Annotated in this window: 21 protein-coding genes; 18 read left to right on the plus strand and 3 right to left on the minus strand. The window is 40.7% G+C overall.

All coding sequences use genetic code 11. From position 1 onward, the window contains the following. Positions 1-32 precede the first annotated feature (32 nt). Positions 33-3,281: an efflux RND transporter permease subunit gene (locus NMK36_RS21660; protein ID WP_254174594.1), complete on the plus strand. Its 3,249-nt coding sequence runs from the start codon at positions 33-35 to the stop codon at positions 3,279-3,281. Positions 3,282-3,591: 310 nt separating this feature from the next. Next, positions 3,592-3,852, plus strand: coding sequence for a DUF1830 domain-containing protein (locus NMK36_RS21665; RefSeq protein ID WP_072718506.1), 261 nt, complete (start codon positions 3,592-3,594; stop codon positions 3,850-3,852). A gap of 98 nt (positions 3,853-3,950) precedes the next feature. Here NMK36_RS21665 and NMK36_RS21670 read toward each other — a convergent pair whose 3' ends face one another. Beyond that, positions 3,951-5,678, minus strand: coding sequence for an ABC transporter permease (locus NMK36_RS21670; protein ID WP_072718505.1), 1,728 nt, complete (start codon positions 5,676-5,678; stop codon positions 3,951-3,953). A 5-nt stretch (positions 5,679-5,683) separates the two neighbouring features. Continuing rightward, positions 5,684-7,021, minus strand: coding sequence for an ABC transporter ATP-binding protein (locus NMK36_RS21675; RefSeq protein WP_072718504.1), 1,338 nt, complete (start codon positions 7,019-7,021; stop codon positions 5,684-5,686). Between the two features lie 206 nt (positions 7,022-7,227). Between NMK36_RS21675 and NMK36_RS21680 the strand changes: the two genes are divergently transcribed. The 15 genes from NMK36_RS21680 (at position 7,228) to NMK36_RS21750 (ending at position 24,774) form a co-directional block, all read left to right on the plus strand. Further along, positions 7,228-8,679 (plus strand): serine/threonine protein kinase, encoded by a 1,452-nt coding sequence (locus tag NMK36_RS21680; RefSeq protein WP_072718503.1) that lies wholly within the window; start codon positions 7,228-7,230, stop codon positions 8,677-8,679. Positions 8,680-8,720: 41 nt separating this feature from the next. Continuing rightward, positions 8,721-9,065, plus strand: a complete 345-nt coding sequence (locus NMK36_RS21685) for a BON domain-containing protein (RefSeq protein ID WP_072718502.1) — start codon at positions 8,721-8,723, stop codon at positions 9,063-9,065. Positions 9,066-9,253: 188 nt separating this feature from the next. After that, the gene (locus tag NMK36_RS21690; RefSeq protein ID WP_072718501.1) at positions 9,254-9,679 is read left to right on the plus strand and encodes a DUF4278 domain-containing protein; all 426 of its coding nucleotides are present in this window, start codon (positions 9,254-9,256) and stop codon (positions 9,677-9,679) included. Positions 9,680-9,799: 120 nt separating this feature from the next. Then, on the plus strand, positions 9,800-12,175 hold the full coding sequence (locus tag NMK36_RS21695; RefSeq protein ID WP_139295005.1) for a TolC family protein: 2,376 nt from the start codon (positions 9,800-9,802) through the stop codon (positions 12,173-12,175). 102 nt (positions 12,176-12,277) lie between these two features. Then, positions 12,278-12,586 (plus strand): 2Fe-2S iron-sulfur cluster-binding protein, encoded by a 309-nt coding sequence (locus NMK36_RS21700; protein WP_072718500.1) that lies wholly within the window; start codon positions 12,278-12,280, stop codon positions 12,584-12,586. Positions 12,587-12,662: 76 nt separating this feature from the next. Then, positions 12,663-13,115 carry an ATP-dependent zinc protease family protein gene (locus tag NMK36_RS21705; RefSeq protein WP_072718499.1) on the plus strand — a complete coding sequence of 151 codons (453 nt, stop codon included), beginning with the start codon at positions 12,663-12,665 and terminating at the stop codon, positions 13,113-13,115. A gap of 36 nt (positions 13,116-13,151) precedes the next feature. Then, entirely contained in the window at positions 13,152-14,123 is a 972-nt protein-coding gene (gene rimK, locus NMK36_RS21710; RefSeq protein ID WP_083579938.1) for a 30S ribosomal protein S6--L-glutamate ligase, read from the plus strand. A gap of 138 nt (positions 14,124-14,261) precedes the next feature. Continuing rightward, entirely contained in the window at positions 14,262-14,960 is a 699-nt protein-coding gene (locus NMK36_RS21715) for a Uma2 family endonuclease (protein WP_254174595.1), read from the plus strand. 674 nt (positions 14,961-15,634) lie between these two features. Next, positions 15,635-17,281, plus strand: a complete 1,647-nt coding sequence (locus NMK36_RS21720; RefSeq protein WP_254174596.1) for a hypothetical protein — start codon at positions 15,635-15,637, stop codon at positions 17,279-17,281. Between the two features lie 921 nt (positions 17,282-18,202). Next, positions 18,203-19,936 carry a group II intron reverse transcriptase/maturase gene (gene ltrA / locus NMK36_RS21725; protein ID WP_254173905.1) on the plus strand — a complete coding sequence of 578 codons (1,734 nt, stop codon included), beginning with the start codon at positions 18,203-18,205 and terminating at the stop codon, positions 19,934-19,936. 99 nt (positions 19,937-20,035) lie between these two features. After that, positions 20,036-20,365, plus strand: coding sequence for a DUF6825 family protein (locus tag NMK36_RS21730; protein WP_072718496.1), 330 nt, complete (start codon positions 20,036-20,038; stop codon positions 20,363-20,365). A gap of 101 nt (positions 20,366-20,466) precedes the next feature. After that, entirely contained in the window at positions 20,467-22,179 is a 1,713-nt protein-coding gene (locus NMK36_RS21735) for an ABC1 kinase family protein (protein WP_245824224.1), read from the plus strand. Between the two features lie 133 nt (positions 22,180-22,312). Next, entirely contained in the window at positions 22,313-23,053 is a 741-nt protein-coding gene (locus tag NMK36_RS21740) for a PP2C family protein-serine/threonine phosphatase (RefSeq protein WP_072718495.1), read from the plus strand. Between the two features lie 13 nt (positions 23,054-23,066). Continuing rightward, on the plus strand, positions 23,067-24,215 hold the full coding sequence (locus NMK36_RS21745; protein ID WP_222425225.1) for an anhydro-N-acetylmuramic acid kinase: 1,149 nt from the start codon (positions 23,067-23,069) through the stop codon (positions 24,213-24,215). A gap of 106 nt (positions 24,216-24,321) precedes the next feature. After that, on the plus strand, positions 24,322-24,774 hold the full coding sequence (locus NMK36_RS21750) for a hypothetical protein (protein WP_186440320.1): 453 nt from the start codon (positions 24,322-24,324) through the stop codon (positions 24,772-24,774). Positions 24,775-24,948: 174 nt separating this feature from the next. Here NMK36_RS21750 and NMK36_RS21755 read toward each other — a convergent pair whose 3' ends face one another. After that, positions 24,949-25,146 (minus strand): NblA/ycf18 family protein, encoded by a 198-nt coding sequence (locus NMK36_RS21755; protein ID WP_072718492.1) that lies wholly within the window; start codon positions 25,144-25,146, stop codon positions 24,949-24,951. A gap of 685 nt (positions 25,147-25,831) precedes the next feature. Here NMK36_RS21755 and NMK36_RS21760 point away from each other — a divergent pair. Then, positions 25,832-26,179, plus strand: a complete 348-nt coding sequence (locus tag NMK36_RS21760; protein ID WP_072718490.1) for an NINE protein — start codon at positions 25,832-25,834, stop codon at positions 26,177-26,179. The last annotated feature ends 10 nt before the right edge of the window (positions 26,180-26,189 follow it).

Consider the following 26,189-nt stretch of genomic DNA (forward strand, 5'->3'; position numbering starts at 1 on the left):
TAACTGATAACTGATAACTGATAACTGATATTATGTTTACTAATTTTTTTATTAAAAGGCCTGTTTTTGCTTCGGTTTGTTCGTTGCTGATTATTATTTTAGGAATCGTGGGTTATACTCGCCTTCCCGTGCAGGAATATCCTAAAATTGATCCGCCCATTGTTACCGTGACAACGAGCTATCCAGGGGCGAGTCCACAGGTAGTGGAAACGGAAGTTACGGAAATTTTAGAAGCACAAATTAACGGGATTGCTGGCATTAAAACATTAACCTCCAGTAGTCGAGAAGGAAGTAGTTCTATTTCGGTTCAATTTGAATTAAATCGAGATTTAGAAGTCGCCGCCCAAGAAGTGAGAAGTCGGGTAGCCAGAGGGGCCAGAAACTTACCCGATGAAGTCGATGAACCTGTAGTAGAAAAGCGATCAGGAGATGATGAAAGAATTTTATGGATTGCCTTTTTTGCTAAAACTTTATCTCCTTTAGAGTTAAGTAATTACGCAGATCTTTATATTAAAAATGCTTTAGAAACTGTTGATGGAGTTAACAGTATTTCGATTTCAGGAGAACGTCGCTATGCCATGCGATTATGGTTAGATCCGGTACAAATGGCAGCCCGTCAAATTACCGCTTTAGACGTTGAACAAGCCTTAAGAAGACAAAACGTTGAAATTCCCAGTGGCCGAATTGAAGGAAAAGAAACGGAATATCCAGTGAGAACTTTAGGTCGTTTACAAACTCCCCAAGATTATGAAGACTTAATTATTAAACGAAATGAGAATGGAGCGCAAATTAGAATTCGAGACATCGGACGGGCAGAAATTGGGGCAGAAGATGATCGAGTTATTGCCCGTTTTAAGGGAACTCCTGCTGTTTCATTAGGAATTAGTAAACTTTCTGATGCGAATTTGATAGACGTGGCGCATGGGATTAAAGCAAAATTAGCCGAATTAGAAAAAAGTTTTCCCGAAGGAGTTAGTTATCAAATTGCTGTGGATTATTCCGAGTTTGTAGAACTGGCGATTGAAGAAGTGTGGATTAGTCTGCTAATTTCGATTGGACTGGTGGTTTTAATCATCTTTTTATTCCTGCGAAATTGGAGAGCTACCTTCATACCTGCTGTTACCATTCCCATTTCTTTAATTGGGGCATTTAGTGTCATGTTTTTCCTGGGATTTTCCATTAATACCTTGACGCTATTTGCCTTAACCTTAGCAACGGGTTTAGTCGTAGATGATACGATTGTGGTCTTAGAAAATATCATCCGTTATATGGAAGAAAAACGGCTCGAACCTTTTCCTGCGACCTTTGCAGCCGTCGGAGAAGTGGTGTTTGCGGTGATTGCAACCACAGTTGTTTTAGTTGCGGTATTTGTCCCCGTTGCCTTTGCGGGTGGAACCAGTGGACGATTATTTAATGAATTTGCTTTAACTTTAGCAGCTTCTGTTGTTTTTTCAAGTATTGTTGCCTTAACCTTAGCCCCTCCCCTTTCTGCCCGTTTATTACGTCATGAAACCCAGCGTAGGGGATTGATGAAACTCCTAGCTTTACCCTTGGATTTATTTGAATGGGTTTTGAATAAAATTACTAGCATTTATGCTTGGACTCTCCGAGTATTAATGGGATTGAAACCGATTCTAATTTTAGGATTTATTGCGTCTTTAGGATTAACAGTTTGGTTATTCTTACAATTACCTCAAGGGTTTTTACCCACTGAAGATCGAGGTCGAATTTTTACTCCGATTACGGCTCCAGAAGGGGTTAGTTTAAACTATACAAATCGCGTAGTACAGCAGGTTGAAAAAATCTTCAGCCAAGTGCCCGAAGTTGAAAGTTATTTTGCCATTGCTGGTTCTAGCCGAGGGGCAGCCCAAGCCAATACAGGATTTTCTTTTGCCCGTTTAATTCCTTGGTCTGAACGGACAAAACCAGAACAATCTCAACAATCTCTGGTTAAGCAATTATTAGGTAAATTTTCAACAATTACTGATGCTTTAGTCTTCCCCACTAATCCAGGGGGATTACCCGGAGGAGGTCAAGGTCAACCGATACAATTTGTTTTACAAGGCAATGATTTAGAACAATTAGCCCAAGTGTCCCAAGACTTTGTAATTCGGGCGCGAGATTTACCTGAATTAGTCAATATTGACACCAATTTAAAACTCAATAAACCGGAATTAACCTTAACGGTTGATCGTTCCCAAGCCGGAAATTTAGGGGTTTCGGTACAGGATATAGCTCGAACCTTACAAATTTTAGTCGGAGGTCAAGAAATTACGAATTTTAATCAGGGAAATCAACGTTATGAAGTTGTGGTTCGATCCGATGAAAAGTATCGAGCGAATCCCGAAGATTTAAAGGAATTATATGTGCGTTCCCAACAGGGAGAAATGATTGCTTTAAGTAATTTAGTCACGATTTCAACGGCCACAACACCGCCTCAAATCAGCCACTTTAATCGCTTTCGCTCAGCAACTTTAGAAGGCAGTCCTGCACCAGGAGTGAGTTTAGGAGCAGCGTTAAAGGCATTAGAAAATTTAGCGAAAGAAATTTTACCTCCGGGAATGCAAACGGCTTACTCTGGAGAATCTTTAGAATTTCGAGAAGCGGGTCAAGCCACTAACTTTATTTTTGCTCTCGCCTTAATCTTTATTTTCCTCACCTTAGCTGCCCAATTTGAAAGTTATATTGACCCCATTATTATTTTATTAGCCGTCCCTTTGTCGTTATTAGGCGCATTTGGAGCTTTATGGATTGCACAATTAGACTTAAATGCTTATAGTCGGATTGGGTTAATTATGTTAATTGGATTAGCCACTAAAAACTCAATTTTAATTGTAGAATTTGCCAACCAACTCCGAGAACAGGGGTTATCCATTCAAAAAGCAGCCTTAGAAGCTTGTCGGTTACGATTTCGACCGATTATGATGACAGCTTTATCGACCATTTTAGGGGTTTTACCTTTGGCGTTTGCGACAGGGGCAGGGGCGGGGAGCCGAGTAGCAATTGGAATGGCTGTGATGGGGGGAATGTTTGTCTCAACGTTTCTGAGTTTATATATTATTCCGGTTTTTTATGTCATTGCCACAAGTCTGCAATCCCGCTTGATGGGACATAATTCTCAACCCCAAGATTGGGAAAATGTCACCTTGAATACAGACAGGGGATCTTATTCTAATGGAAATGGGAGTAGCAATGGAAACGGTAAGGTTCAGTCTGTTATCTATTCTGGGGATCACTCAACAAAATCTTCACACAGTTCGGATAAAACCCGAAATTTATAAAGAAATTGTGTTGATGATTCTGACAACTTTTCCCTTGTTGCAACTGAGTTAATAAGTGTATAATATAGTTAACATAACTTAATTCATAAATTGTTAAGTTATGATGATTTGATAACATCACAAGATTAATCATTGCCATCAAGGTTGTAGAGAACCATCAGGACAAATCTATCTAAAGTCATAGATGACGTTTCTGATTTCTAATTGGGCTTGGGACTCTTTCCCTTTCCCTCTCCTTCTCCCTTACCCTTAACTGAAAAGTTAAGAAATTTGAAAACAGTCCTTTAAAACCTCACTTTAATAAAACACCATGCAAACAGTACACTTGCCTGTAGATTCCCTTAAGACTGAAATTTTATGTAGTTATAAAAACCCCACTAGACAGGTGCAAATTCTTCGTTTGCAAAGTACAATTCGGGGTTATTTTGAACGGGTTGTTTTTCCTGGAGAATATTGCATATTTGTGGGCGAATCTCACACAGATTTAGAAGTTTATTCCAGTGGAGATCCGACCCGAATTGAACTTGAAAAAATCCCTTGTAATTCCTTAAAAGTTGAAGAAACTGAATAACGTTTTTCCTTCTTAGTGAGGCGTTTACGCCTCAATATCTTACTTAAAGATAAAGATGAGGCGTGAACACCTCACTACGAAGGAAAAAGGGTTAATAATTACAATAGTTGGTATTTTGAGCGAGCAAATTGATATAATTTCCGCCAGATCAAACGGTTTGTTAAGACGACTAATAACGACATCACACCCGTAGAAGCAAATAATAAAGGATAGTTCCCTGTTTCTGTGGCTTTAGAAATCAGAGATCCTAATCCGGGAGTGGTTAAGGTTTGATTTTGAAACTGAACATATTCACTGACAATACTAGCATTCCATGCCCCACCAACAGCCGTAATCATTCCTGTAATTAAATAGGGAAAAATTCCGGGTAAAATTACTGTTTTCCATCGGTATATTAACGAAAGTTTATAAATATTAGCGGCTTCAAATAATTCTGAGGGAATAGCCTGCGCCCCTGCAATCACATTAAATAAGATATACCACATTGTTCCTAACATCATCAGTGCTACTGAACCAATTTGTAATCCTCCTCCTAAACGAGCTAAAAATAGTAATAAGACCGGAAATAATGCCGTTGCTGGAACAGATGCCGCAATTTGAACTAAGGGTTGTAAACTTTGGGCTAGTCGAGGATTTCGACCAATGGCAACTCCCACAGGTACAGTCCATAATAAAGATAAACATAAGGCAATCACAACCCGTAAAGCGGTTAAAATAGCACCTGTAATCACTTGCTTCCAGTCTTGAAACTCTAATTTTTGTAATAAAATAACTCCTTCCCAAGTTCCCCATAAAATCATAAATCCAAACCCGGTTAAGAATAGATCAGTCCCCCAATTTGGATAGGATTTTGAGGGTAAAACGGCGGTAAGATGAAGATCAGTTTTTCCGATAGTCTGACTCATTTTTTCTGACCAAAGCTGACTAAAGCGTTCAGTTAAAATTCTCCAAGTTGGGGAACGTCGCAGGAAATCTAATACAATGGATTGAGGAACATTTTGGGATTCAACCATTTCTAACTTAAATTTTTCTGCCCAAGCAATTAATGGCTTCCAGACCAAAAAATCCAGAATAATAATAATTCCAATTAAAACCCCTAATCCCCAAGCAATAGAGATGAAATCACCTTGATCAGAAGCTTGAGCTAAAAATGATCCTAAACCCGGAAGGCGGAAACTGTGAGTCCCTAATGTAAAGGATTCAATTGCCATCAAAAAAAACCATCCCCCAGCAACGGACATCACACTATTCCAAACTAATCCTAAGATTCCCGAAGGTAATTCTACTGACCAAAACCGTTGCCAAGCATTGAGATGATAGACCGTAGCAACTTCTAATAATTCTTTAGGAATACTCGACAAAGATTGATAAAAACTAAAAACTAAATTCCAAGTCATCCCCGTAAAAATTAACAGAATAGCAGCTAATTCAACTCCGATTCTTTGACCTGGGAATAAGGAAATTAAAGCGAGTACAACCCCCGGTAAAAAAGATAAAACGGGAATCGATTGTAAAATATCTAAAAGGGGAATTAAGATTTTAGCAGCCAAGGAAGAACGATAAGCAGAATAGGCATAAACTAAACTAAAAATTAAGGATAAAAAATAAGCACATCCCATTCTTAATAAGGTTTGAGCAGTATAACTGGGAAGTTGCTCTAAATGGGTGGAGATTCTGACATCCGGTTTATAATCTCCTACAAATTGGGAAGCGGTGCGAACAATGACTAATAAGATGGTAATAACTACTAGAATTAATAAACCATCTTGCCAGGTCAAGCGAGAACGATCTAAGGTTTGATTTTTAGGAGTAAGAGATCTCGTCATATTGTTTATCCCTCCGGTGTTATTGAACTAAAATCAGATGTTTCTAAAAAGATTTCCCCACTGGGTTCATCATAGGCATAAAGTTCTGCATAACGTCCCCAGTCAATCGCTGTATTTAACTGTCTTTGAGCTTCTTTAGGGCTAAAATGATTATTCAAAATATCTAACACTAAATCTTCAGGAATCCGATGATTTTGTTTCGAGTGACATAGGTTGTAAATTTGTTGAACGAGCCGAATATGTTGAAGTAATTGTTGACGAATAATTTGTTTGCGCTGGTCAATATTTCCCTGAATAAACTCTAGGGCAATGGGTTTCAGGTTCAAATCTCCTTCTCGAATTGCGATTAAATCCATAAATTTTGCTGCTTCTACAATGGGGAGTAAATCATCAACTTCCAGTTGTAGTTCTTGCCCTAAACGATATAAATCAGGATTTTGTCGGTCTTCTAAAAGTTCTAATAAACCCGCAATAGAACCAATACGCACATAGGGTAAAGATTGATATTTATTCGGAGTATTATTAGGGGCTGTGGTGAGGCTTATTTGAGATTCTAAGGTTTCTAAATCGGGATTAGTTAGAATTTTATAAACCTGATCAACTAAGGCTTGAAAACTGGCACTTTTACGATCTCGATAATGATTTAATTTAATCGGTAAATTCGCCCGAATTCGCCCTGGATTTCGACCTAAAACAATAACACGATCTGCTAAGGTAATCGCTTCTTCAATCCCGTGCGTTACAATTAAAATAGCCTCGGTCGGAATGCGTTTTTCTAACCATAAATCTAAAAGTTCAATTCGCAAGTTTTCTGCGGTTAAAACATCTAAAGCCGAGAACGGTTCATCCATACACAATAACTCCGGTTCAACCGCTAAAGCTCTAGCAAACCCAACTCGTTGCCGCATTCCCCCGGATAGTTCCTTTGGATAAGCATTTTCAAATCCATCTAACCCAATAATATCTATCATTTTTAGGGCTTTTTGTCGTCGCCAATCTAGCGGAAATCCCCTGGCTTTTAATCCTAATTCAACATTTTCTAAAACCGTTAACCAAGGGTAAAGGGCAAAGCTTTGAAATACAATTGCTACCCCTGGATTAATACCCATTAAAGGTTTTCCATGACAAATAACTTGTCCCTGGGTGGGAGAAATTAAGCCAGCAATCATTCGCATTAATGTTGATTTTCCTGAACCCGAAGGCCCTAATAAAGCGATGATTTCACCTCGGCGCAATTCTAAGTTAATGTTATTAAGAATTGGAATTTGCTGTCCATTGGGCTGTTGATAGGATTTACCAACGTCTTTGAGAATCATCAAAGGTGCTATTTTGGAATCACTCATATTTCAAGAATTCCTGTTCAATTTGCTTCTATTGTGCCATTTTTGTTGACCTGAGAGTCATCTTAACAGAAATTATAATCCTTTAAAATATTTTTCAAGTTTAAATCAAGTTTAAATAATAAAAACTCAATTTTTTTATAATAAGACCTTCACTCAACAGGAATTTTTAGCTACAATATCATATAAACTTGTATTTTTTGGGGATAATGCTGACTGCGGGAACTCTACTTAACCGTCGGTTTCGACTCAAACGCCAACTCAATGAGAATCCTGTTCGCCAAACTTGGTTAGCAGATGACTTAATGCTGAAGGATAAAGCCGTTGTCAAATTATTGGCGTTGGGAGGTTCAATGCAATGGGAAGATTTAAAATTATTAGAACGTGAAGCCCAAATTTTAAAACAATTAAATCATCCTCGCTTAGTTAAATATCGAGATTATTTTTCCCTGGATGATCAGAATGTCTGGTTTGCTTTAGTGACCGCATATATTCCCGGTTCCTCCTTAAAAGAGAAATTAGAAGGAAATCATCGCTTTACCCAACAACAACTCTACTGGATAGCTTTTGAAGTCTTAGAAATTTTAAATTATTTACATCAACTTCATCCGCCGGTATTGCATCGAGATCTTAAACCGAGTAATTTAATTTGGGGAGAAGATCATCATATTTATTTAATTGATTTAGGCGCAGTTCAACTTCAACCTAGAACTCCAGGGTCAACCTTTACTGTTGTTGGAACCTTTGGTTATACTCCCATTGAACAATTTGGAGGTTTAGCGGTTCCTGCTTCCGATTTATATGCGCTAGGAGCCACATTAATTCATCTGTTAACCGGAATTCCTCCAGCCGAATTACCCCAAGAAAACTTTAAAATGAAGTTTAACGGGGACATCCTAGATCCCGCCTTTCAAAAGTGGTTAGAAACCTTAATAGAACCCGCAGTAACCTCTCGGTTTTCCTCAACTCAAGTGGCTTTATATGCTTTAAATTATAAACCTAAATTTCCTTCAAAAACTAACTCTGAACCTTCTATCCAGTTATCTCAATCTTCCAACGAATTTAACGTTAATATTCCCTCTCAGTTTTCCTTACAATATATTTCTCCCCTTCAGAAAATTTTAGGCAATCCGATTCAGGGCATTAAAAGAGGGTTACAATTCATTCCGGGAGCTATGCCTATTAAAATATTAGGTTTAAGCGCGATCGCTGCTTTAATCACTTCCCCCCTGTATAGAGTTATAGAACCCTCTATCTTTACAGAAATTAATTCAAGTTTAATCATTCTATTTTATTTAACATTATTGGGAATTCCTGTAACTCTAGGATTATTAATTTATAAAGCTTTTTTGGATTATAAACCTTTTGAAAAAGTTCAACTTAATTTTAAAAACAAAAAATTTAATATCTTTTGGTATTCCTATTTCCCCATTCATAAGCAAGGAGATATTTCCCAAATCCAACAAATTAATTTAATTAGAACAACCGATGATAAAGGTAATTATTATCCGAGTTTGGAAATCGTTACTCAGGAACCGAATATTTTCTTTTTATCCCGTCGCAAAACCTATCGTTTTGGACATCAATTACCCGAAGAAGAATTAAACTGGTTAAAACAAGAATTGCAAAAATGGCTTGCTTCTCAATCCAATCTCCACTAGACTGAATTCATCTTATTAAGCAATGTAGGATATTTAATTTTATGGGATGGTTTGAACGTATTTTTGGCACCCTTACCGGTGAAGTTCCCAGTAAACCGTCTAACGATACGGTACAACAAGCCGCAGCCAATACTTCCCTTCCTCCAGAACGTATTGGAATTGCGGGAGAATATGACGAAAGCGGTCTGGCGAAACGGGTTGTCTTAGCCTTTGACGAAGATCCTGAACTCGATGATATTGGTTCCTTGTGGGTCGCTCAAAAAGGGGGAACCGTTATTCTCAAAGGAAAAGTTCCCAGCCCAGGTTTTCTGGAAAAAGCCGTCAATATTGCCCAATTCCAACCCGGAGCCCTTAGCGTCGATACCTCTCAAGTCACCATTGGCTAGGAATATTAACCGTTGACTTCCCCTGCTCCTCCGCCCTCCTAATTTATCCTGAAACTTTCATAAATTTTTGTTAAGTTTGCTCATCTGACCTGAAAAAGTGTAACAATGAATACAGAAATAAAAAAATCGTTTAAAATTTGTCTTTGAGATCTCATCCCTCTTTAAAACTAAGGTCAGGAGAAACAGATATGAAACTCACCTATCGTGGCAATCAGTATGATGCCTCTTTTCCCCCGGTTGATGTGGTGGAAAGCGAACTAACAGGTAAATATCGGGGTCAAGGTGTACAGTTTAGCTATCCTCGCCATATTCCTGTGCCTCAAACCCCTCAGCCCCTAAAATATCGGGGTGTTTCCTACAGCAAAACAGAACCAGAACATCCCTTCAAGGAAGTTACCCCTTTAACCCCCACCGAAATTAAGCCTGTAGAAGCACGACAAGGTACAACACTGCGGTTAGTGACGTTTGAGAAAGCTCTCGACGAAAACTTAGCCAAAGTTCACTCCGATCATCTATGCCGTTTATTAGAGCGGCGACGTCAAGCGGCGGCTGAACGGGGCGATCTGAATCTCTTGCGCCTGTTAGACTTAGAAGCAAAAGAAATTGCCTGCTAAGGAAATCAAGATCTAGTCGTGCCTAAAGGTTCTCATAAACCAGCTAGTCCCAAAAAACTTAGGAATATTGCTCGCTTGCTCTAAAATTGTTTCTGGACTTGTAGACAGAAAAGAAGCCTTATGTCCGTTCTTCGTAATTTGATGGCTGTGGGAGTGAGTGGAGCAATTACATTAATCAATGTGGGGCCAGGAACGGCTGTTCCTTCCCCCATTGAATCTCAAGATAATTCGTCCAACTCAAACACAACTCAATCCCAAGAGTTTAAACAAAATCCTCAAGACTCTTATCCTACGGCTCCTATAGAACCAGAAGCCAACCTTGAGTCCTTATCTCCAAAGGCGACTGATTCCCCGGAGAAGACTTCTGATGCTGTACCGTTAGATCTCAATTTAGACAAAAACCCTCAAAAGGGACAACAGATTTCTGTCTCTACATCTGAACTTCCCTATCAAAACCACCACCGAACAAGCGTTTCCCCATCTATGGAATCAAGGGTTGCTGATCAGGGGTCTTTACCTTTAGAAATCCTAACCTCAACATTTAAGCAAAATCCGACAAAATCTCAACCTGTAGCTGCTTCAAGCCATCGCTTGATCGAGAATTTCGCGACACCGAAATCCTCTGGGGGATCCGAATCACCCGCCCCAGTTTTTAAACAAAATCCTACAAAAACCCCTCAACAGCCTGTTTCACCCTCGACGGTATCGACTGTTGCTCATGCAACTTCAGAACAACCTTCTGTGACGCAACCGAGTACAACCTTGACGTCCAACACAACCGGATCAGGAGACAGTGTACAGACCCAAACCCCTAGTCAAACCCCTAATTTTAACTTACCCCATCCCTTAAGAAATAATTCCTTATCAGCAGAAAGTAACCTGCCGTTACAGGTGGAAACCGCATTACCCAATCCCTCTACCCAGGCTGCAACCCTGACTTCTCCTTTATTACCTTCAAGTGATAGAGAAAGACAATCTCAACCCACTCAACTGGCTCAAGTCAGTACCCCTGCCTTGACAGTTCCTGACCTTACCCCCCCGACAACACCCTTTCCGCCACCGACGCCCAACGGAACGTTACAAACCAATCCCCCGGCCATTCTGTTTCCGAGTCCCAATCCCTTGTATAGGCCTACCTTACCCGATCAAGTTAATATTGAGGAAACCGTTCCGGTGACGTTACAACAAGCGATTGATTTAGCAATTCGCAATAATGAAAATGTCAGCATTGCCCAACTACAAGTCGAACAAAACTTGGCAGCTTTGAGGGAAAATCAAGCCGATTTATATCCAAGTTTGATCTTTCGTTCCAGTTTTGGTCGGACTGTTTCTGCACTGCAAGACTTACAAGTTCGAGCTAGGAACCGCGCTATCCGAGTTCAGCGTTTTAATAATCCTGAACAGGCTGATCAATTGCCGTTTCAGACTTTTTATGGAACCTATTCCTTTGATAATTCCCTGCAATTGCAGTATGACTTAGGGATAAATGGATTAAGAGGTTCCAGAATTCGGGCTTCAGAAGAACAGTTACGCATTTTTGAGTTAAGGTTAGAAACAGCCATAGAAGAAGTTCGATTTGATGTGGCTCGTGCCTATTACAATCTACAAGAAGCCGATGCTGCTGTTGAAATTCAAGCGGCTGCGGTACGGAACTCCCAGAAGAGTTTAGAGGATGCAGAAGCCTTGGAACGGGCGGGTGTGGGAACCCGTTTTGAAGTGTTGCAAGCTCGTGTTACCCTGGCAAATGCCCAACAGGATCTGACCAATTCACGGCGAAATCAACTGCAAAGTCGGCGAGAATTAGCAGCGATTTTGAATATTGATGAAAATTCAAATTTATTAGCCGCTGATCCGATTGCTTTGGCGGGAGCTTGGGATTTAACCCTAGAAGATACCATTGTTCAAGCCTACAATAATCGGGCTGAATTAGAAGAACAGTTAGCGGAACGCGATCGCGCTCAACAGTTACGACGAGCCGCCTTAGCTGCTACCCGGCCTAATGTTACCCTAGCCGCGAGTTATAACGTTTTGGGATTTATTAATGATGATCCGAGTTATACCGCTAACCAAGGTTGGGCCGACGGTTATGAAGCTCAAGTTCAGTTTTCTTGGAATTTCTTTGATGGGGGTGCAGCCAAAGCTCAGGCTAGACAGAGGGAGTTAGATATTGGCATCGCTGACGAACGTTTTGATCAATTACTCAATCAAATTCGTTTAGATGTGGAACGAGCTTACTATGACCTACAAGCCAACTTTGATAATATTCAAACCGCTAGTTTAGGGGTGGAAGAAGCAACGGAAGCTTTACGTTTAGCTCGTTTACGCTTTCAAGCTGGGGTGGGAACTCAGTTAGAAGTGATTAACCAGGAAACGGACTTAACCCGCGCTCAAAACCGACTCCTCAACGCCATTATTGGCTATAACCGTGCTCTGTCCTCCTTACAACGAGCCGTCAGCAACCTTCCGGGTAATATTCTGTCAGATTATCCGCTTTAGTTATTCGTTAACGGTTAACGGATAACTGACAACCCATTTGTTAACATTCTGTAATAATTTAGAGAGAGGTTATGTTCATTAAGCTAGGACATTGCAATTGAAATGGCTAATATCAAATTCGTGAATGAAAATCAGGACGTGATCGCAGCCGATGGGGCTAACTTAAGACTTAAAGCCCTAGAAAACCGCATAGACTTATATACCTTCACTGGCAAAATGATGAACTGTGGGGGTTATGGTCAGTGTGGCACTTGTATTGTGGAAATTGTAGAAGGGATGGACAATGTTTCTCCGCGCACAGACGCAGAAGAACGCATTCTTAGGAAAAAACCGGATACCTATCGATTAGCTTGTCAAGCGATTGTTAATGGCCCCATTAGCGTGAAAACAAAACCGCAAAAGCGAAAGTAAATCATAGGGGGATAGGAAATCAGGGAATGGGAAAGTTAATCAGAAAAAAGGAGTGTTCAACAGTCAACAGCTAACGATGACTAAAACCAAATTACTAATAATTGGATGGCGGGAATGGGTGGCGTTGCCAGATTTGGGGATTGGAAAAATTAAAGCCAAAATTGATACAGGTGCACGTTCATCGAGTTTGCACGCTTTTGATATTCAGATTGTAGAGACCCCTGGCGAACCTTCTCCGGGTAAACGACGGGTTCGGTTTAAGGTACATCCCATCCAACGGGATACCATCAATACGGTGAGTGCTGAAGTGGACTTACTGGAATACCGTCCCGTCCGTAATTCGGGCGGACAGACGGAATTACGCCCTGTGATTTTAACGGATATTGAACTGATGGGAAAACGATGGTTAATGGAATTAACTTTAACAAATCGAGATGCTATGGGATTTCGGATGTTATTAGGAAGGCAAGCCCTTAAAGGACGGTTTTTAATTGCTTGTCATCAATCCTTTTTAAGTGATTCTCAATAACATAAAAAACGCAGCAGCCAAGACTAATTTTTTGTTATGAAAATTGCGATCTTATCCCAAGATAGTTCCCTGTATTCGACTAGAAGACTTAGACAAGCTGGGGAACAACGGGGTCATGAGATACAGATTATTGATTATTTAAGATGTCATATTTCGCTTAATTCTAAAAATCCTGCAATTATTTACGAAGGAAAACCTTTAGGAAAATTTGATGCAGTTATTCCTCGAATTGGGGCATCAAAAACCTTTTATGGAACCGTAATTGTCCGTCAATTTGAACTAATGGGAATGTTTACCTTAAATCAATCCCAAGGTATTACTCGTTCCCGTGATAAATTGAATGCGTTGCAAGCATTAGCCCAGGAAGGAGTTAAATTACCGAAAACCGGATTTGCAACGTCTTTAAAAGATATTGATAGTTTAATTAACCTGGTTGGAGGAGCACCTTTAATTATTAAATTGTTAGAAGGAACTCAAGGAATGGGAGTAATTTTAGCGGATACTTATCAATCTGCTAAATCAATTATTGAAGCGTTCCAAGGATTAAATATTGATATTTTAGTTCAGGAATTTATTCATGAGGCAGAGGGTTCTGATTTGCGCTGTTTTGTGATTGGAGATAAAGTGATTGCAGCCATGAAACGCTTGAGTAACCCTGGAGAATTTCGGGCTAATTTGCATCGAGGTGGGAAAGCAGAAAATGTTAAATTAACGACCGAAGAACGCAATATGGCTATTAAATCAGCAAAAGTGATGGGATTAAAAGTAGCAGGAGTCGATATGATTCGATCTGATAAAGGCCCTTTGGTTTTAGAAGTTAATTCATCCCCCGGACTTGAAGGCATTGAGATGATTACTGGAATTGATGTATCGGATAAAATTATTGAATTTCTGGAAAAAAATGTAATGATAGGAGGGAATCGGGAACACTTCGACAAGCTCAGTGCTTCCCAGGAAATCGGGAACAGAAAAAAAAAGAAGAACACACCCCCAGGGTTTGAGCATTAGTTATATAATATAATCATTTAAACTTGATATAAAATAGTCAAAAGTATTAACCCTATAGCAAGATTGCCCATTCGTAATTCGTAATTCGTAATTCGTAATTCGTAATTCCCTGTTCCCTCTTTAATGGAGATAAACCTAATGGCACTAACCGCTCAACAAATCGCAGATTTAATGCCAGATACCAGTCAACTAGAAAGTGATGAACCGGAGATGGAAAGTTCTTTACATTATTTACAATTAGCCTTGTTAGTCGCTGGTTTAGATTGGCTCTGGCGAGATCGAGAGGATTATTTTATTGGAGCTAATTTAACCATCTATTATAGTCAACAACAACTCAAAAATCGAGAATTCAGAGGGCCGGATTTTTTTGTAGCTAAAAATACGGTTAAACGTCCTCGTCGGTCTTGGGTCGTTTGGCAAGAAGATGGGAAATATCCTGATATTATTATCGAATTACTGTCAGATTCTACCGCTAAAGTTGATCGACAAGAAAAGAAAAACCTATATCAAAATCGGTTTAGAACCCCAGAATATTTCTGGTTTTCTCCAGAAGATTTAGAGTTAGCAGGATTTCGCTTAAGCGGTGAAGAATATCAACCGATTTTAATGAATGAATCAGGGTTATTATGGAGTCATGTATTAGGGTTATATTTGGGAATTTATAACAATCAATTGCGTTATTTTAGTCCAGAAGGTGAATTAATTCCCACTCCAGAAGAAGCTGCACTCCAAGCTCAAACCTTAGCGGAAACCGAACGTCAACGGGCTGAAACCGAACGTCAACGGGCCGAACGTTTAGCCGAACAACTCAGAGCATTAGGAATTAATCCCGACTAAGTGGGTTGGACTATGGTGATCTCAAAATCTCCAAAATTCTGATTAATTCCTGATTCTTTATTAATCTAATATGAAATCCTGAAATCGGTGCTACTTATGCTCCCTAAACCCCTAGAGACGTTGCATCGGTAGAGACGTTGCATCGGTAGAGACGCGCCATCGGTAGAGACGCGCCATCGGTAGAGACGCGCCATCGGTAGAGACGCGCCATCGGTAGAGACGCGCCATCGGTAGAGACGCGCCATCGGTAGAGACGCGCCATCGGTAGAGACGCGCCATCGGTAGAGACGCGCCATCGGTAGAGACGCGCCATCGGTAGAGACGCGCCATCGGTAGAGACGCGCCATGGCGCGTCTCTACACAATACGGATGTGTAGCAAACATTTAAAGATGGAATATAAGTTGCTTGTTATTAGCTTAGGAGGGTTCAAAATCATAAGATTTGTAACTAGCAACTTGTGTTATTACTTTAATGTTATTATTAACTAATAACAGGTAATCCTATCTCCACATCTGATCTCTTTTACTGTTTTCTCCTGTTAATCATAGGGGACAACTTGCCCAATAAATTTGTCCTACGAGATCATCCTGTGGATGATATCAATTTGGTTTTTATTGTTTGCCTGTCGTACCAAAAATCAACCAGTGCTAACAATGAATGAAGGAGTAAGAAGATGTCTAGTTTTACAACGCTTCAATTGACTAATAATAACGCTGATGATGAGGGTCTAAGCATTTCAGGGAATCAGGTAGCTTGGTCTCATTGGGATGGCTCTACCTATCAAGTTTACTACCATGATGGTACTAACATTATTCCCCTCACGGATAGTTCTTTTGGCGGTAAATATGTAAAAATTTCAGGTGATAATATCGTCTGGAGAGAAGGGGGATTATCTGGGGTTTCAAGTATTTACTTATATAATGGCAGCACCACAATTGAATTGAGTGATAATCCGTATAACACAAATTATAACGGCAATCCTGAAATATCCGGTAATAATGTCGTCTGGCCAAGCGGCAATGAAATTTATCTTTACAATGGGGCTAATGTCATTCAACTGCCTAAGAATGACTCTGAGGAACTAAATATATATAAAGAAGTACGTGATCCAAGAATATCAGGTAATAATGTCATTTGGTCTGGTTGGGATGGGACTGATTATGAAATTTATCTTTACAATGGGGTTAATACCATTCAACTGACTAATAATGACTCTGAGGAAGTAAATCCCCAAATATCAGGGAATAATGTCGTTTGGCAGGCTTCGGATGGGAATGATGATGAAGTTTATCTTTACAATGGTACTGATACCATTCAGTTGACCAATAATAGTAATGATGATGGGCATCCCCAAATATCAGGGAATAATGTCGTTTGGCAAGGTTGGGATGGGAATGATTGGGAAATTTATCTTTACAATGGGATTAATACCGTTCCATTAACCAATAATACTGAGGCTGATGATTATCCCTTTATATCAGGGAATAATGCCGTTTGGAATAGTTGGGATGGGAATGATTATGAAATTTACGCTTACGATGGGACTAATACCATTCAATTAACTAATAATACTGAGGTTGATGAGTTTCCCAAAATATCAGGGAATAATATAGCTTGGCATGGTCGGGATGGGAATGATGATGAAATTTATAAGGCGACCCTTTCTTCCAGTATCACCCCAACCCCAACCCCAACCCCAACTCCAAATACAAATAATGATACAATTTATGGAACGGCTGGGAATGATCCGATTAGCGTCGGAATCGGGGATGATATAGTCTTTGGGAATGGCGGTAATGATGGGATTAATGGGGAGCAAGGCAATGATACCCTATTCGGCAATCAAAATGATGATCAACTGAATGGAGGTGATGATCAAGATCTCCTCTATGGCGGTCAAGACAATGATAACCTCTCCGGGGGTTTAGGTCAGGATCAAATTTTTGGTAACAAAGGCAATGACAACCTAGAAGGCAATGAGGGGAATGACAGTCTCTATGGTGGTCAAGACAATGATAACCTGTCCGGTGGTGCGGATAATGACCTGTTATCGGGAGATAATGGGGATGATACCTTGACCGGAGGTGTCGGTGCAGACCAGTTCTATATAGCCGCCAGTTCAGGTAATGATGTGTTGACTGACTTTATCCCTGGAGAAGATTTGATCGTCTTAACCGGAGGATTAAGCTTTGAACAGTTAACCTTAAGTCAAGATAATACCAATACTTTAATCAAATTAGCTTCAACTCAACAAGTATTGGCTCAATTATTAGGAGTTAATTCGACTCAAATTAACGCTAACAATTTCTTACTGGGTTAACACCGAATCAGGGATCAGTTTGTTAATCATAACCTTTCCGGGGCTTTGGGTGAGGATCAACTCTTGGGGAACAAAGACAAGGACAACCTAGAGGGCCATCAGGGGAATCAGACTCCAAACCTCCACTACATACAAAGTTTCTACAGAAGTATTTCTGCCTGGATAGAAGCCGAAGATGAGAAAGGCGGGTTATAATTTGTTACGGAGTGCGAGACGTTCCTGCCAAAGTTTAGGTTTAAACACCGAAACGTAAGCAGGGAGATAGGTTCAGACAATTGGTAATTGATGCTAAATCAATAGTAAATCCAATTAAATCTATCTTAACTTTGAAAATGTGACCTTAAAGGAAGGTCAATCTCGGAGTCAATGGTGCGGCTTTCCGAATAATAAAGTACGGTAGCCTATTCCAAAGAGATTCGGCAATTCCCACAGTGTCAGACTGATTATCAAAACACTGAAGCTGGGAGTAACGGGAAAACGGATTTAAGTCAAAATCTAAGAATTTCTCTAGCCAATTGCCCAAGAATAACGAAAGTAAACATCCGGCTTGAACTGTCGTAAAAATTAAGTAGCGAAATTGACTTGATTACGCTGCGTTCAAAAGAACAAGGGGAAAAGGTAGGGGGCTCAACAAACCCTCTATAAAAGGTAAGGTTAATTCCGTATAACACTTACTTAGACTCCCAAAAGTACCCCGGCAGATAGGATGATTCTAAAGGCAATAAACCCATTTTCAAGGAACGTTAAAACCCCTCATATACTCCTACAGTGGTCGAATACTGTTAGGTAGCCACAAATCTATGGCGGATGTTGTGAGGGTGAGAGATGGAGTCAGAAGCTAAAGCCTAGATGTAATATTTAGGATACGCTGATAGATTCCGGTTTAGTTGTTAGGTAAGGTTTCAATTAGCAGTAAAAACGGTGAAAACGAGTATAACCAAGACTACGGAAGCATGGAATTCTATCAATTGGGCGAAAGTCCAACGGGTAGTATTTAAGCTGCAAAAGAGAATTTACCAAGCATCATTATCGGGACAAAATGCGAAAGCTCGAAAGCTCCAAAAACTTCTAGTTAAGTCATATTACGCCAAACTCTTAGCAATCAGAAGGGTTACTCAAGATAATCAGGGCAAGAAAACAGCCGGGGTTGATGGCATTAAATCCATCACACCCAAGCAACGACTAGAACTTGCTCAAAACCTGAGTAAATACCAAAAGGCGAAACCACTCCGAAGAAAATGGATACCCAAACCTAACGGAGAAAAACGTCCTTTAGGAATCCCAACTCTACAAGATAGAGTCAGGCAAGCCTTGGTGAAATCTGCATTAGAACCTCAATGGGAAGCCAGATTCGAGGGTGAAAGTTACGGGTTTAGACCCGGACGTTCAGCCCATGACGCAATGTCACGAATCTTCCAAAGCATCAACAAAGGTGAATATTACATCTTAGATGCTGACATCTCAAAGTGTTTTGACCAGATTAATCATGATTACCTACTGTCCAAAATTGATTGTCCATCAATAATAAAAGCTCAAATCAGACAATGGTTAAAAGCTGGAGTAATGGACAATGGCATATTTGAAGCAACAGAGGCAGGCACTCCGCAGGGGGGGGTCATCAGTCCTTTACTTGCTAACATCGCACTGGATGGAATGATTGAGTTAATTAAACACAAATTCCCTAAAAAGAATAACCGCGTTCAAGCTCAAGTCATCAGATATGCCGATGATTTCGTGGTGATAAGTCCACAATTAGAAATCATACAACAGTGCCAAATTGCTATCGAAGAATGGTTAAAACCCATCGGGTTAGAACTGAAACCAACTAAAACCCGAATCTGTCACACACTGAGAGAAATCGAAGTAAAAGACGAAAAGGTACAACCAGGATTCGATTTTCTAGGTTGGAATTTCCGACAATATCCAGTTGGTAAACACCATTGTGGTACAACAGGAGGAAACACCAAACAATTAGGATTTAAAACCCTAATTAAACCTAGTAAAAAGGCAATTAAAGCTCACGCGGATAAAGTGAAAGAAGTGATTAAAACCCACAAAACTGCACCTCAATACGCATTAATCAAACGCCTAAATCCAGTCATAAGAGGATGGTGTAACTACCATTCCAAAGCTGTTTCCAAAGAAACATTTTCCTTTTTAGACCATAATACATGGCTGAGATTAAGAGCATGGACAGTTAGCCGATGTGGTAAAGCAGGTTACAAAAATCTGAAACATTATTTCAAAAAGAACGGTAATAGAACATGGAATTTTGAAACCCAAAAAGGTTACAGATTACTTACCCATGCAGAAACACCTATTACTCGTCATGTAACTGTAAGACCTGAAGCATCACCGTATGACGGAAACTGGATGTATTGGAGTACAAGAAAAGGAACATCTTATGATGTCCCAAAACGAGTAGCAATTTTGCTCAAAAAGCAAAAAGGCAAATGCAATTTCTGTGGACAATATTTTACCCCAGAAGATATTGCAGAGATCGACCATATCATCCCCACGTCACTAGGCGGTAAAGATGAATATAAAAATCTGCAATTATTACATCGCCATTGTCACGATACTAAAACGGCAACCGATGGGTCGTACAACCCAAAAGAAACCGGATGTTCTGATGATAACAGACAATTAGACTAGGAGCCGTGTGCGATGAAAGTCGCAAGCACGGTTCTGAATGGGAGTTGGGGGTTGTAAAGCCCCCCTCGACCCCTAATAGTTAGCAAAACTATAAGTTTTATGAGTAAACCCGCCGTGAATTCGTTTTTTGTCGGCCGCGCCTTAGCTGAAGGACTGTACGAACAACTGGGAAATGGTCTGGCAAACTTCCTGAGTGAACTGGGGAAATTTGACGCCGAGCAGAAAGAAAATCTGCGACAATTTACCCAACAGGTGATGGAACGCGCCTCCCAAGAAGCCGGAACTGTTGTCAGTGATAGTTCCTCCCCCTTTAACTCCCCATCCTCCAACGGTGAACCTGTAGATTTGCAAGCCACCATTGACGAACTACGGGCGGAAGTGGCGGAATTACGATCTGAACTCCAACGCTATCGCAATCGTACCGTGTAAACTCTGTTGTAGTAAAAACACGCACTTATTGGGTCAACTTCATTTTGGAAACGGTCGTGTCTGTTAATCACTCAATTCGGGGTTCCGATGCGGAACAACGGATTAATCCGCCTTCTGTAACTCCCCTCCGTCAGAATTATGGAGGAAAAGCTTATCGTTGGAACCGCAAAAATTATTCTCGTCAACGACGTTTTATTGATATTTGGACGTTTGTATTGACGTGGTTAACTTGGTTGTGGATCGATGCTAAAAAATGGAGTTACCGGGGCGGTTTTACCGAAGAGAAAAAAAATGCTCGTCGTCGAGCACAAGCGATATGGGTGAGGGAAACCTTTTTAGATTTAGGGCCAACATTTATTAAAGTTGGACAACTCTTTTCTACCCGTGCCGATTTATTTCCCATCGAATATGTAGAAGAACTCTCAAAACTCCAAGATAAAGTTCCCGCCTTCAGCTATGAACAAGCCGAAGAAATTATCCTAGAAGATCTCGGTAAAACCGTTCAAGATTTATTCCAAAATTTTGATCCGATTCCCTTAGCAGCAGCGAGTTTGGGTCAAGTTCACAAAGCCCAACTGCATTCCGGTGCAGACGTTGTTGTTAAAGTTCAGCGCCCTGGACTGAAAAAATTATTTGAAATTGATTTAGCGATTCTGCGAGGAATTGCTCGCTACTTCCAAAATCATCCTCGTTGGGGAAAAGGTCGAGATTGGGTCGGTATTTATGATGAATGTTGCCGGATTTTATGGTTAGAAATTGATTACCTCAATGAAGGCCGAAATGCCGATACATTCCGCCGTAATTTCCGCGATTGTGATTGGGTAAAAGTACCCCGAGTTTCTTGGCAATATACCTCCCCTAGAGTTCTGACCTTAGAATATATTCCAGGGATTAAAATTAGCAATTATGAAGCCTTGGAAGCATCAGGACTTGATCGCAAAGAACTTGCCCAAATGGGAGCTAAAGCTTATTTACAACAACTCCTAAATCATGGCTTTTTCCATGCCGATCCCCACCCCGGAAATATTGCGGTCAGTCCCGGTGGCGAACTGATTTTTTATGATTTTGGCATGATGGGACAAATTACGTCCAATCTGCGAGAAAAACTCATGGAAACCCTATTTGGGATTACTCAAAAAGATGGGGATCGGGTGATGAAATCTTTGATTGCGGTCGGAGCACTCGCACCCACAGGGGATATGGGGCCGGTGCGTCGGTCGATTCAATATATGTTAGATCACTTTATGGATCAACCCTTTGAAAATCAATCTATTGCTTCCATTAGTGATGATCTTTATGAAATTGCTTATGACCAACCCTTTCGATTTCCCGCAACCTTTACCTTTGTAATGCGGGCTTTCTCGACCTTAGAAGGCGTCGGAAAAGGACTCGACCCGGAATTTAACTTTATGGAGGTGGCACAGCCGTTTGCCATGCAGCTTATGTCTAATGGAAATCTTCCCAATACCGCGAATAGTATTTTTAATGAACTCAGCCGCCAAGCGGTTCAAGTGAGTTCTTCTGCGTTAGGCTTACCCGGACGCATTGAAGATACCTTGGAAAAACTCGAACAAGGAGATATCCGAATGCGGGTTCGTCTTGCGGAAACCGACCGGGTATTAAGACGGGTGAGTAATGTCCAAATGGGGACAAATTACGCGGTACTGATCAGTGCCTTCACTCTATCAGCTACACTGTTATTGATTAGTGATAAGGTGGGATTAGCTCTCGTTGTATTATTCTTAGCTGTTGGTCTAGGAATTGCTTTCTTAAGGTTGTTGCGACGGATTGATCGTTTGGATCGGATGATGTAAATCAACGATTCCGTTTAGACTCCGAGATTTTGATTGATCCTAGCCCTCTTTAAACGCATCCTGATCAGCAGATATTGGAAAATTTTAGGATAAAACCCGCTTGGGAGTTTTAGATATCAACCAATATTTGTGTATGAAACGTTATTTCGCTGGGATGACGGATACAGGCAATGTTCGGAACGTCAACCAAGATGCTTACTATATTGATCCTGATGGCCGTTTTTTCATTGTTGCTGATGGCATGGGCGGACACGCCGGAGGTCAGGAGGCGAGTTTGATTGCCTCCCAAACCATTAAAGAATACATCCTTGAGCATTGGGAGAGTTCTGATCAATCCCCAATTCTCCTCAAAAATGCGTTTGTCGCCGCCAACAACGCTATTTTAAAGGATCAACAAAAACATCCTGAACGCTCCGACATGGGAACAACGGCGGTTGTCGCCTTATTCCGAGAAGATCAGGAGAACCCTTGGTTTGCCAATGTCGGAGATTCTCGTTTATATCGTTTGCGCGGACATCAGTTACAACAAATTACAGAAGATCAAACTTGGGTGGCTCAAGCGGTGAAACGTAATGCCTTAACTGCTGATGAGGCTCGTTCTCATCCTTGGCGTCATGTTCTGTCTCAATGTTTGGGACGCGAAGATCTTTCGGAAATTAGTATTGATCAGATGGATGTACAACCGGGAGATCGTTTGTTGTTGTGTAGTGATGGGTTGACGGAAGAACTTTCAGATACAATCATCACGGCTAACCTCAAATCCATTCGAGCTTGTGAAGCCGCAGCGAAGGCTTTAGTCAAAGAAGCAAAAGACCGGGAAGGGCGGGACAATATTACCGTTATTGTGGTCGCGGTTGGATCGGTAGAGAGTTAATCCCCGGTAATTGATAATGCGTGTAATGGGTTTGATCAGTGGAACCTCCGTTGATGGGATTGATGTCGCTCTAGTTGAGATTACGGGTTGCCAACGGGATCTGACGGTGGAATTCGTGACAGGAGCAACTTATCCCTATCCTTCGGAGTTGCGATCGCAAATTTTGCAGGTGTGCAGTGGAACCCCCCTCTCCCTGGCAGAATTAGCTCAATTGGATGATGCGATCGCCCGAACCTTTGCTCAGGCTGTCATGACCTTACAACAGTCTTCTCAACCAGCCGATCTCATTGGTTCCCACGGACAAACGGTGTTTCATCGTCCTCCCCAAAGCACCCAACTCGGTTACAGTCTGCAACTGGGACGGGGGGAACTCATTGCCCATTTAACAGGGATCACAACGGTGAGTAACTTTAGGGTGGGGGATATTGCCGCCGGAGGTCATGGAGCACCTCTGGTTCCCATTCTGGATGCTTATCTGCTGCGTCATCCCCAATATCATCGCTGTATTCAAAATATCGGGGGAATTGGCAATGTTACTTATTTACCGAAACTGAACTCTACCCCGATCTTAGGTTGGGATACCGGGCCGGGAAATACGTTACTGGATTTAGCGGTACAATATTTTTCCCAAGGCACTCAAAGTTATGACAAAGATGGAGCCTGGGCAGCGACGGGAACGCCTTGTCTGCCTTTGGTAGAACAATGGTTACAGCAAGATTTTTTTCAACAACCGCCCCCAAAATCGACGGGACGAGAATTATTTGGTTGGGACTATTGGCAACGCTGTTTAACGGAACTAGAACCCTATAAGTTAAGTGCAGCCGATGTTTTAGCGACATTAACTGAATTAACCGCTGCTTCAATTTATCACAGTTATTGTCAATTTTTGCCCCAGTTACCCGATGAAATTTTATTGTGTGGGGGGGGAAGCCATAACCGCTATTTGAAATATCGGTTACAGACTTTGTTTAATCCGATTCCTGTTTTTTCCACTTCTGAACTAGGCTTAAATGCTGATTTTAAAGAAGCGATCACGTTTGCCGTTTTAGCCTATTGGCGCTGGTTAGGAATCCCTGGAAATTTACCTTCAGTAACAGGGGCAGTTTCTGAGGTGTTACTGGGAGAAATTCATACTGTCTTTACTCCCAACGTGATACCATGAAAGTAAAGAACTTCAATAGATAACATATAATCTCGCAAACTAGAAGTTCTGTGTTTTCTATCGGTTAAAAATTTTCAGTCTAGCTGCGAAGAATAAGGGTGGGACTGTGGCTCACACATTTTTAATGGAATCTGGTCAATGGTTATTAGAAGGAAATTGGCTTGATCGCAATGAAATGCCGATAGCCGTTCGCGGAAAAACAGTTGTTGCTTGGCCTCAAAGCGACTGGTTCAGTATGGTGACAAAATTAGTATTTCCCAGCCAAGATCGAGAAGATATTGTTTTACAGTATCGGGGAAGATTAGACAGTAACGAAAGAGAATATACGTTTGTTTTACAGCACAGTCAATTGGGCAAAATTGAAGGGGAAGGTTTAGTTGGCCCTGAATCGATTGTGCAACGTTATCGAGTGTTAGGAGATGACCGCCAACGTCGCAATGGGTTTGAAACCCTCAGACAAGTTGATCTCAACCATTATTATTATTCTAGTGGAATCATGGCAGGACATACTCTGAATTTAATTAGTGTTATGGAAGCAACTTTAGAACGGAAATCATAAATCATCGTTTAGGATTAGTTTCCCATTTCAATCTCATTCACGGGTGAGTTAACCTAACTTGAGTCAAGAGCTTGACCTTGAAGAAGCAGGTTGACGCCCCATTACCCCTAACTTGTTCCCACGCCTTGAAAAAAAGTGAGAGATAGAGGTCGCCGACTGCGACACCTTCTGGTTTTATTCTTGTACAAAATTAGGCTCCAGACCCCAATGGTGTTTGAGAAAATGCTGATACATATTTTCCCGCACCATCATGTGTTCATAGAGATTGATTAAAAATTCCTGCGCCTGTTCTCGGCTCATTTGACCGACTTGCAGCTTAAAGGAAGTCAGGCTAAATTGTTGCTCAAGAGATAGTTCTGCGGGTTGATTCATGGTTGACTCCTATCAGTTCTCTAGTATTATTAATAACTGTAACAACTGTTTGACAAATTGTCCATTCTCCTCTAGGGAGATGCCTACTATGAAGATAGCAAATCTTTTGAGAGATGGTGTAGCACAGGATACGAGTTTTTACAAAAAAAGGTATAGCAGGGAATAGGGAACAGGAAACAGAGAACAGGGAATAGGCTGGAAAAGAGTTTTCTGTGCGCGGTTTTAGCATCAGTCTATGTCCTAATACCCCAGACAGGACTGGTCTATATATTGTTAGACTGAGGAAAAATTGCAGGCTCAATCATCAGGAATCGTTCAAGTTTGATGTGTTAAACTTATATAGAGTATTGACGAATCTTATTAAGGTTTGAGTTCTGACTCATGAGGATGGAAAATTTAACATGACTCCTGCTAAGACCGATCAACCCAGACCCTTCTGGAGTCGATTTCGTTTTCTTCCCTACACTGTGCTAGGTATTCTAATTTTTTATTGCAATTCTACTTGGGATGTTAACTTTTTTGTTAAGGGCTATTTGACAATCCTTGAACTACAAACTGCTATCATTTTGTTATATTTTCTCATGGGTCGGCTTTCCAAAAGCCAGAACCTGAATAAAGATCTTTAGTTGCGACTCATTTTAATCTCATTAACAATTTTAACCCTTGACCTTCAGGAGATCACTCAATGAAAAATAAAATCGTAGCCGCGTTACTGGCTTTCTTTTTAGGGATATTTGGAGTTCATAAGTTTTATTTAGGGGAAAATTTAGGCGGAATTCTTTATTTATTGTTTTCTTGGACTTTTATTCCCGGATTTCTAGCCTTTTTTGATTTTCTAGGTTTATTGTTAATGTCGGATCAAGCGTTCAATGCTAAATTTAATCCAGGTATTCCTTACTCAGTTTTAGATGGAAGTCGTTCTGCACAGGATATTACTGTAGCACTCTCTCAACTGAAAAAACTTTATGATCAAGATGCCATTACCGCCGAAGAATATGAAGAAAAACGCCGGAAATTATTAAATGAACTGTAAATAGCAACAG

The organism is Planktothrix pseudagardhii, assembly GCF_904830925.1.
GTDB classification, from domain to species: domain Bacteria; phylum Cyanobacteriota; class Cyanobacteriia; order Cyanobacteriales; family Microcoleaceae; genus Planktothrix; species Planktothrix tepida.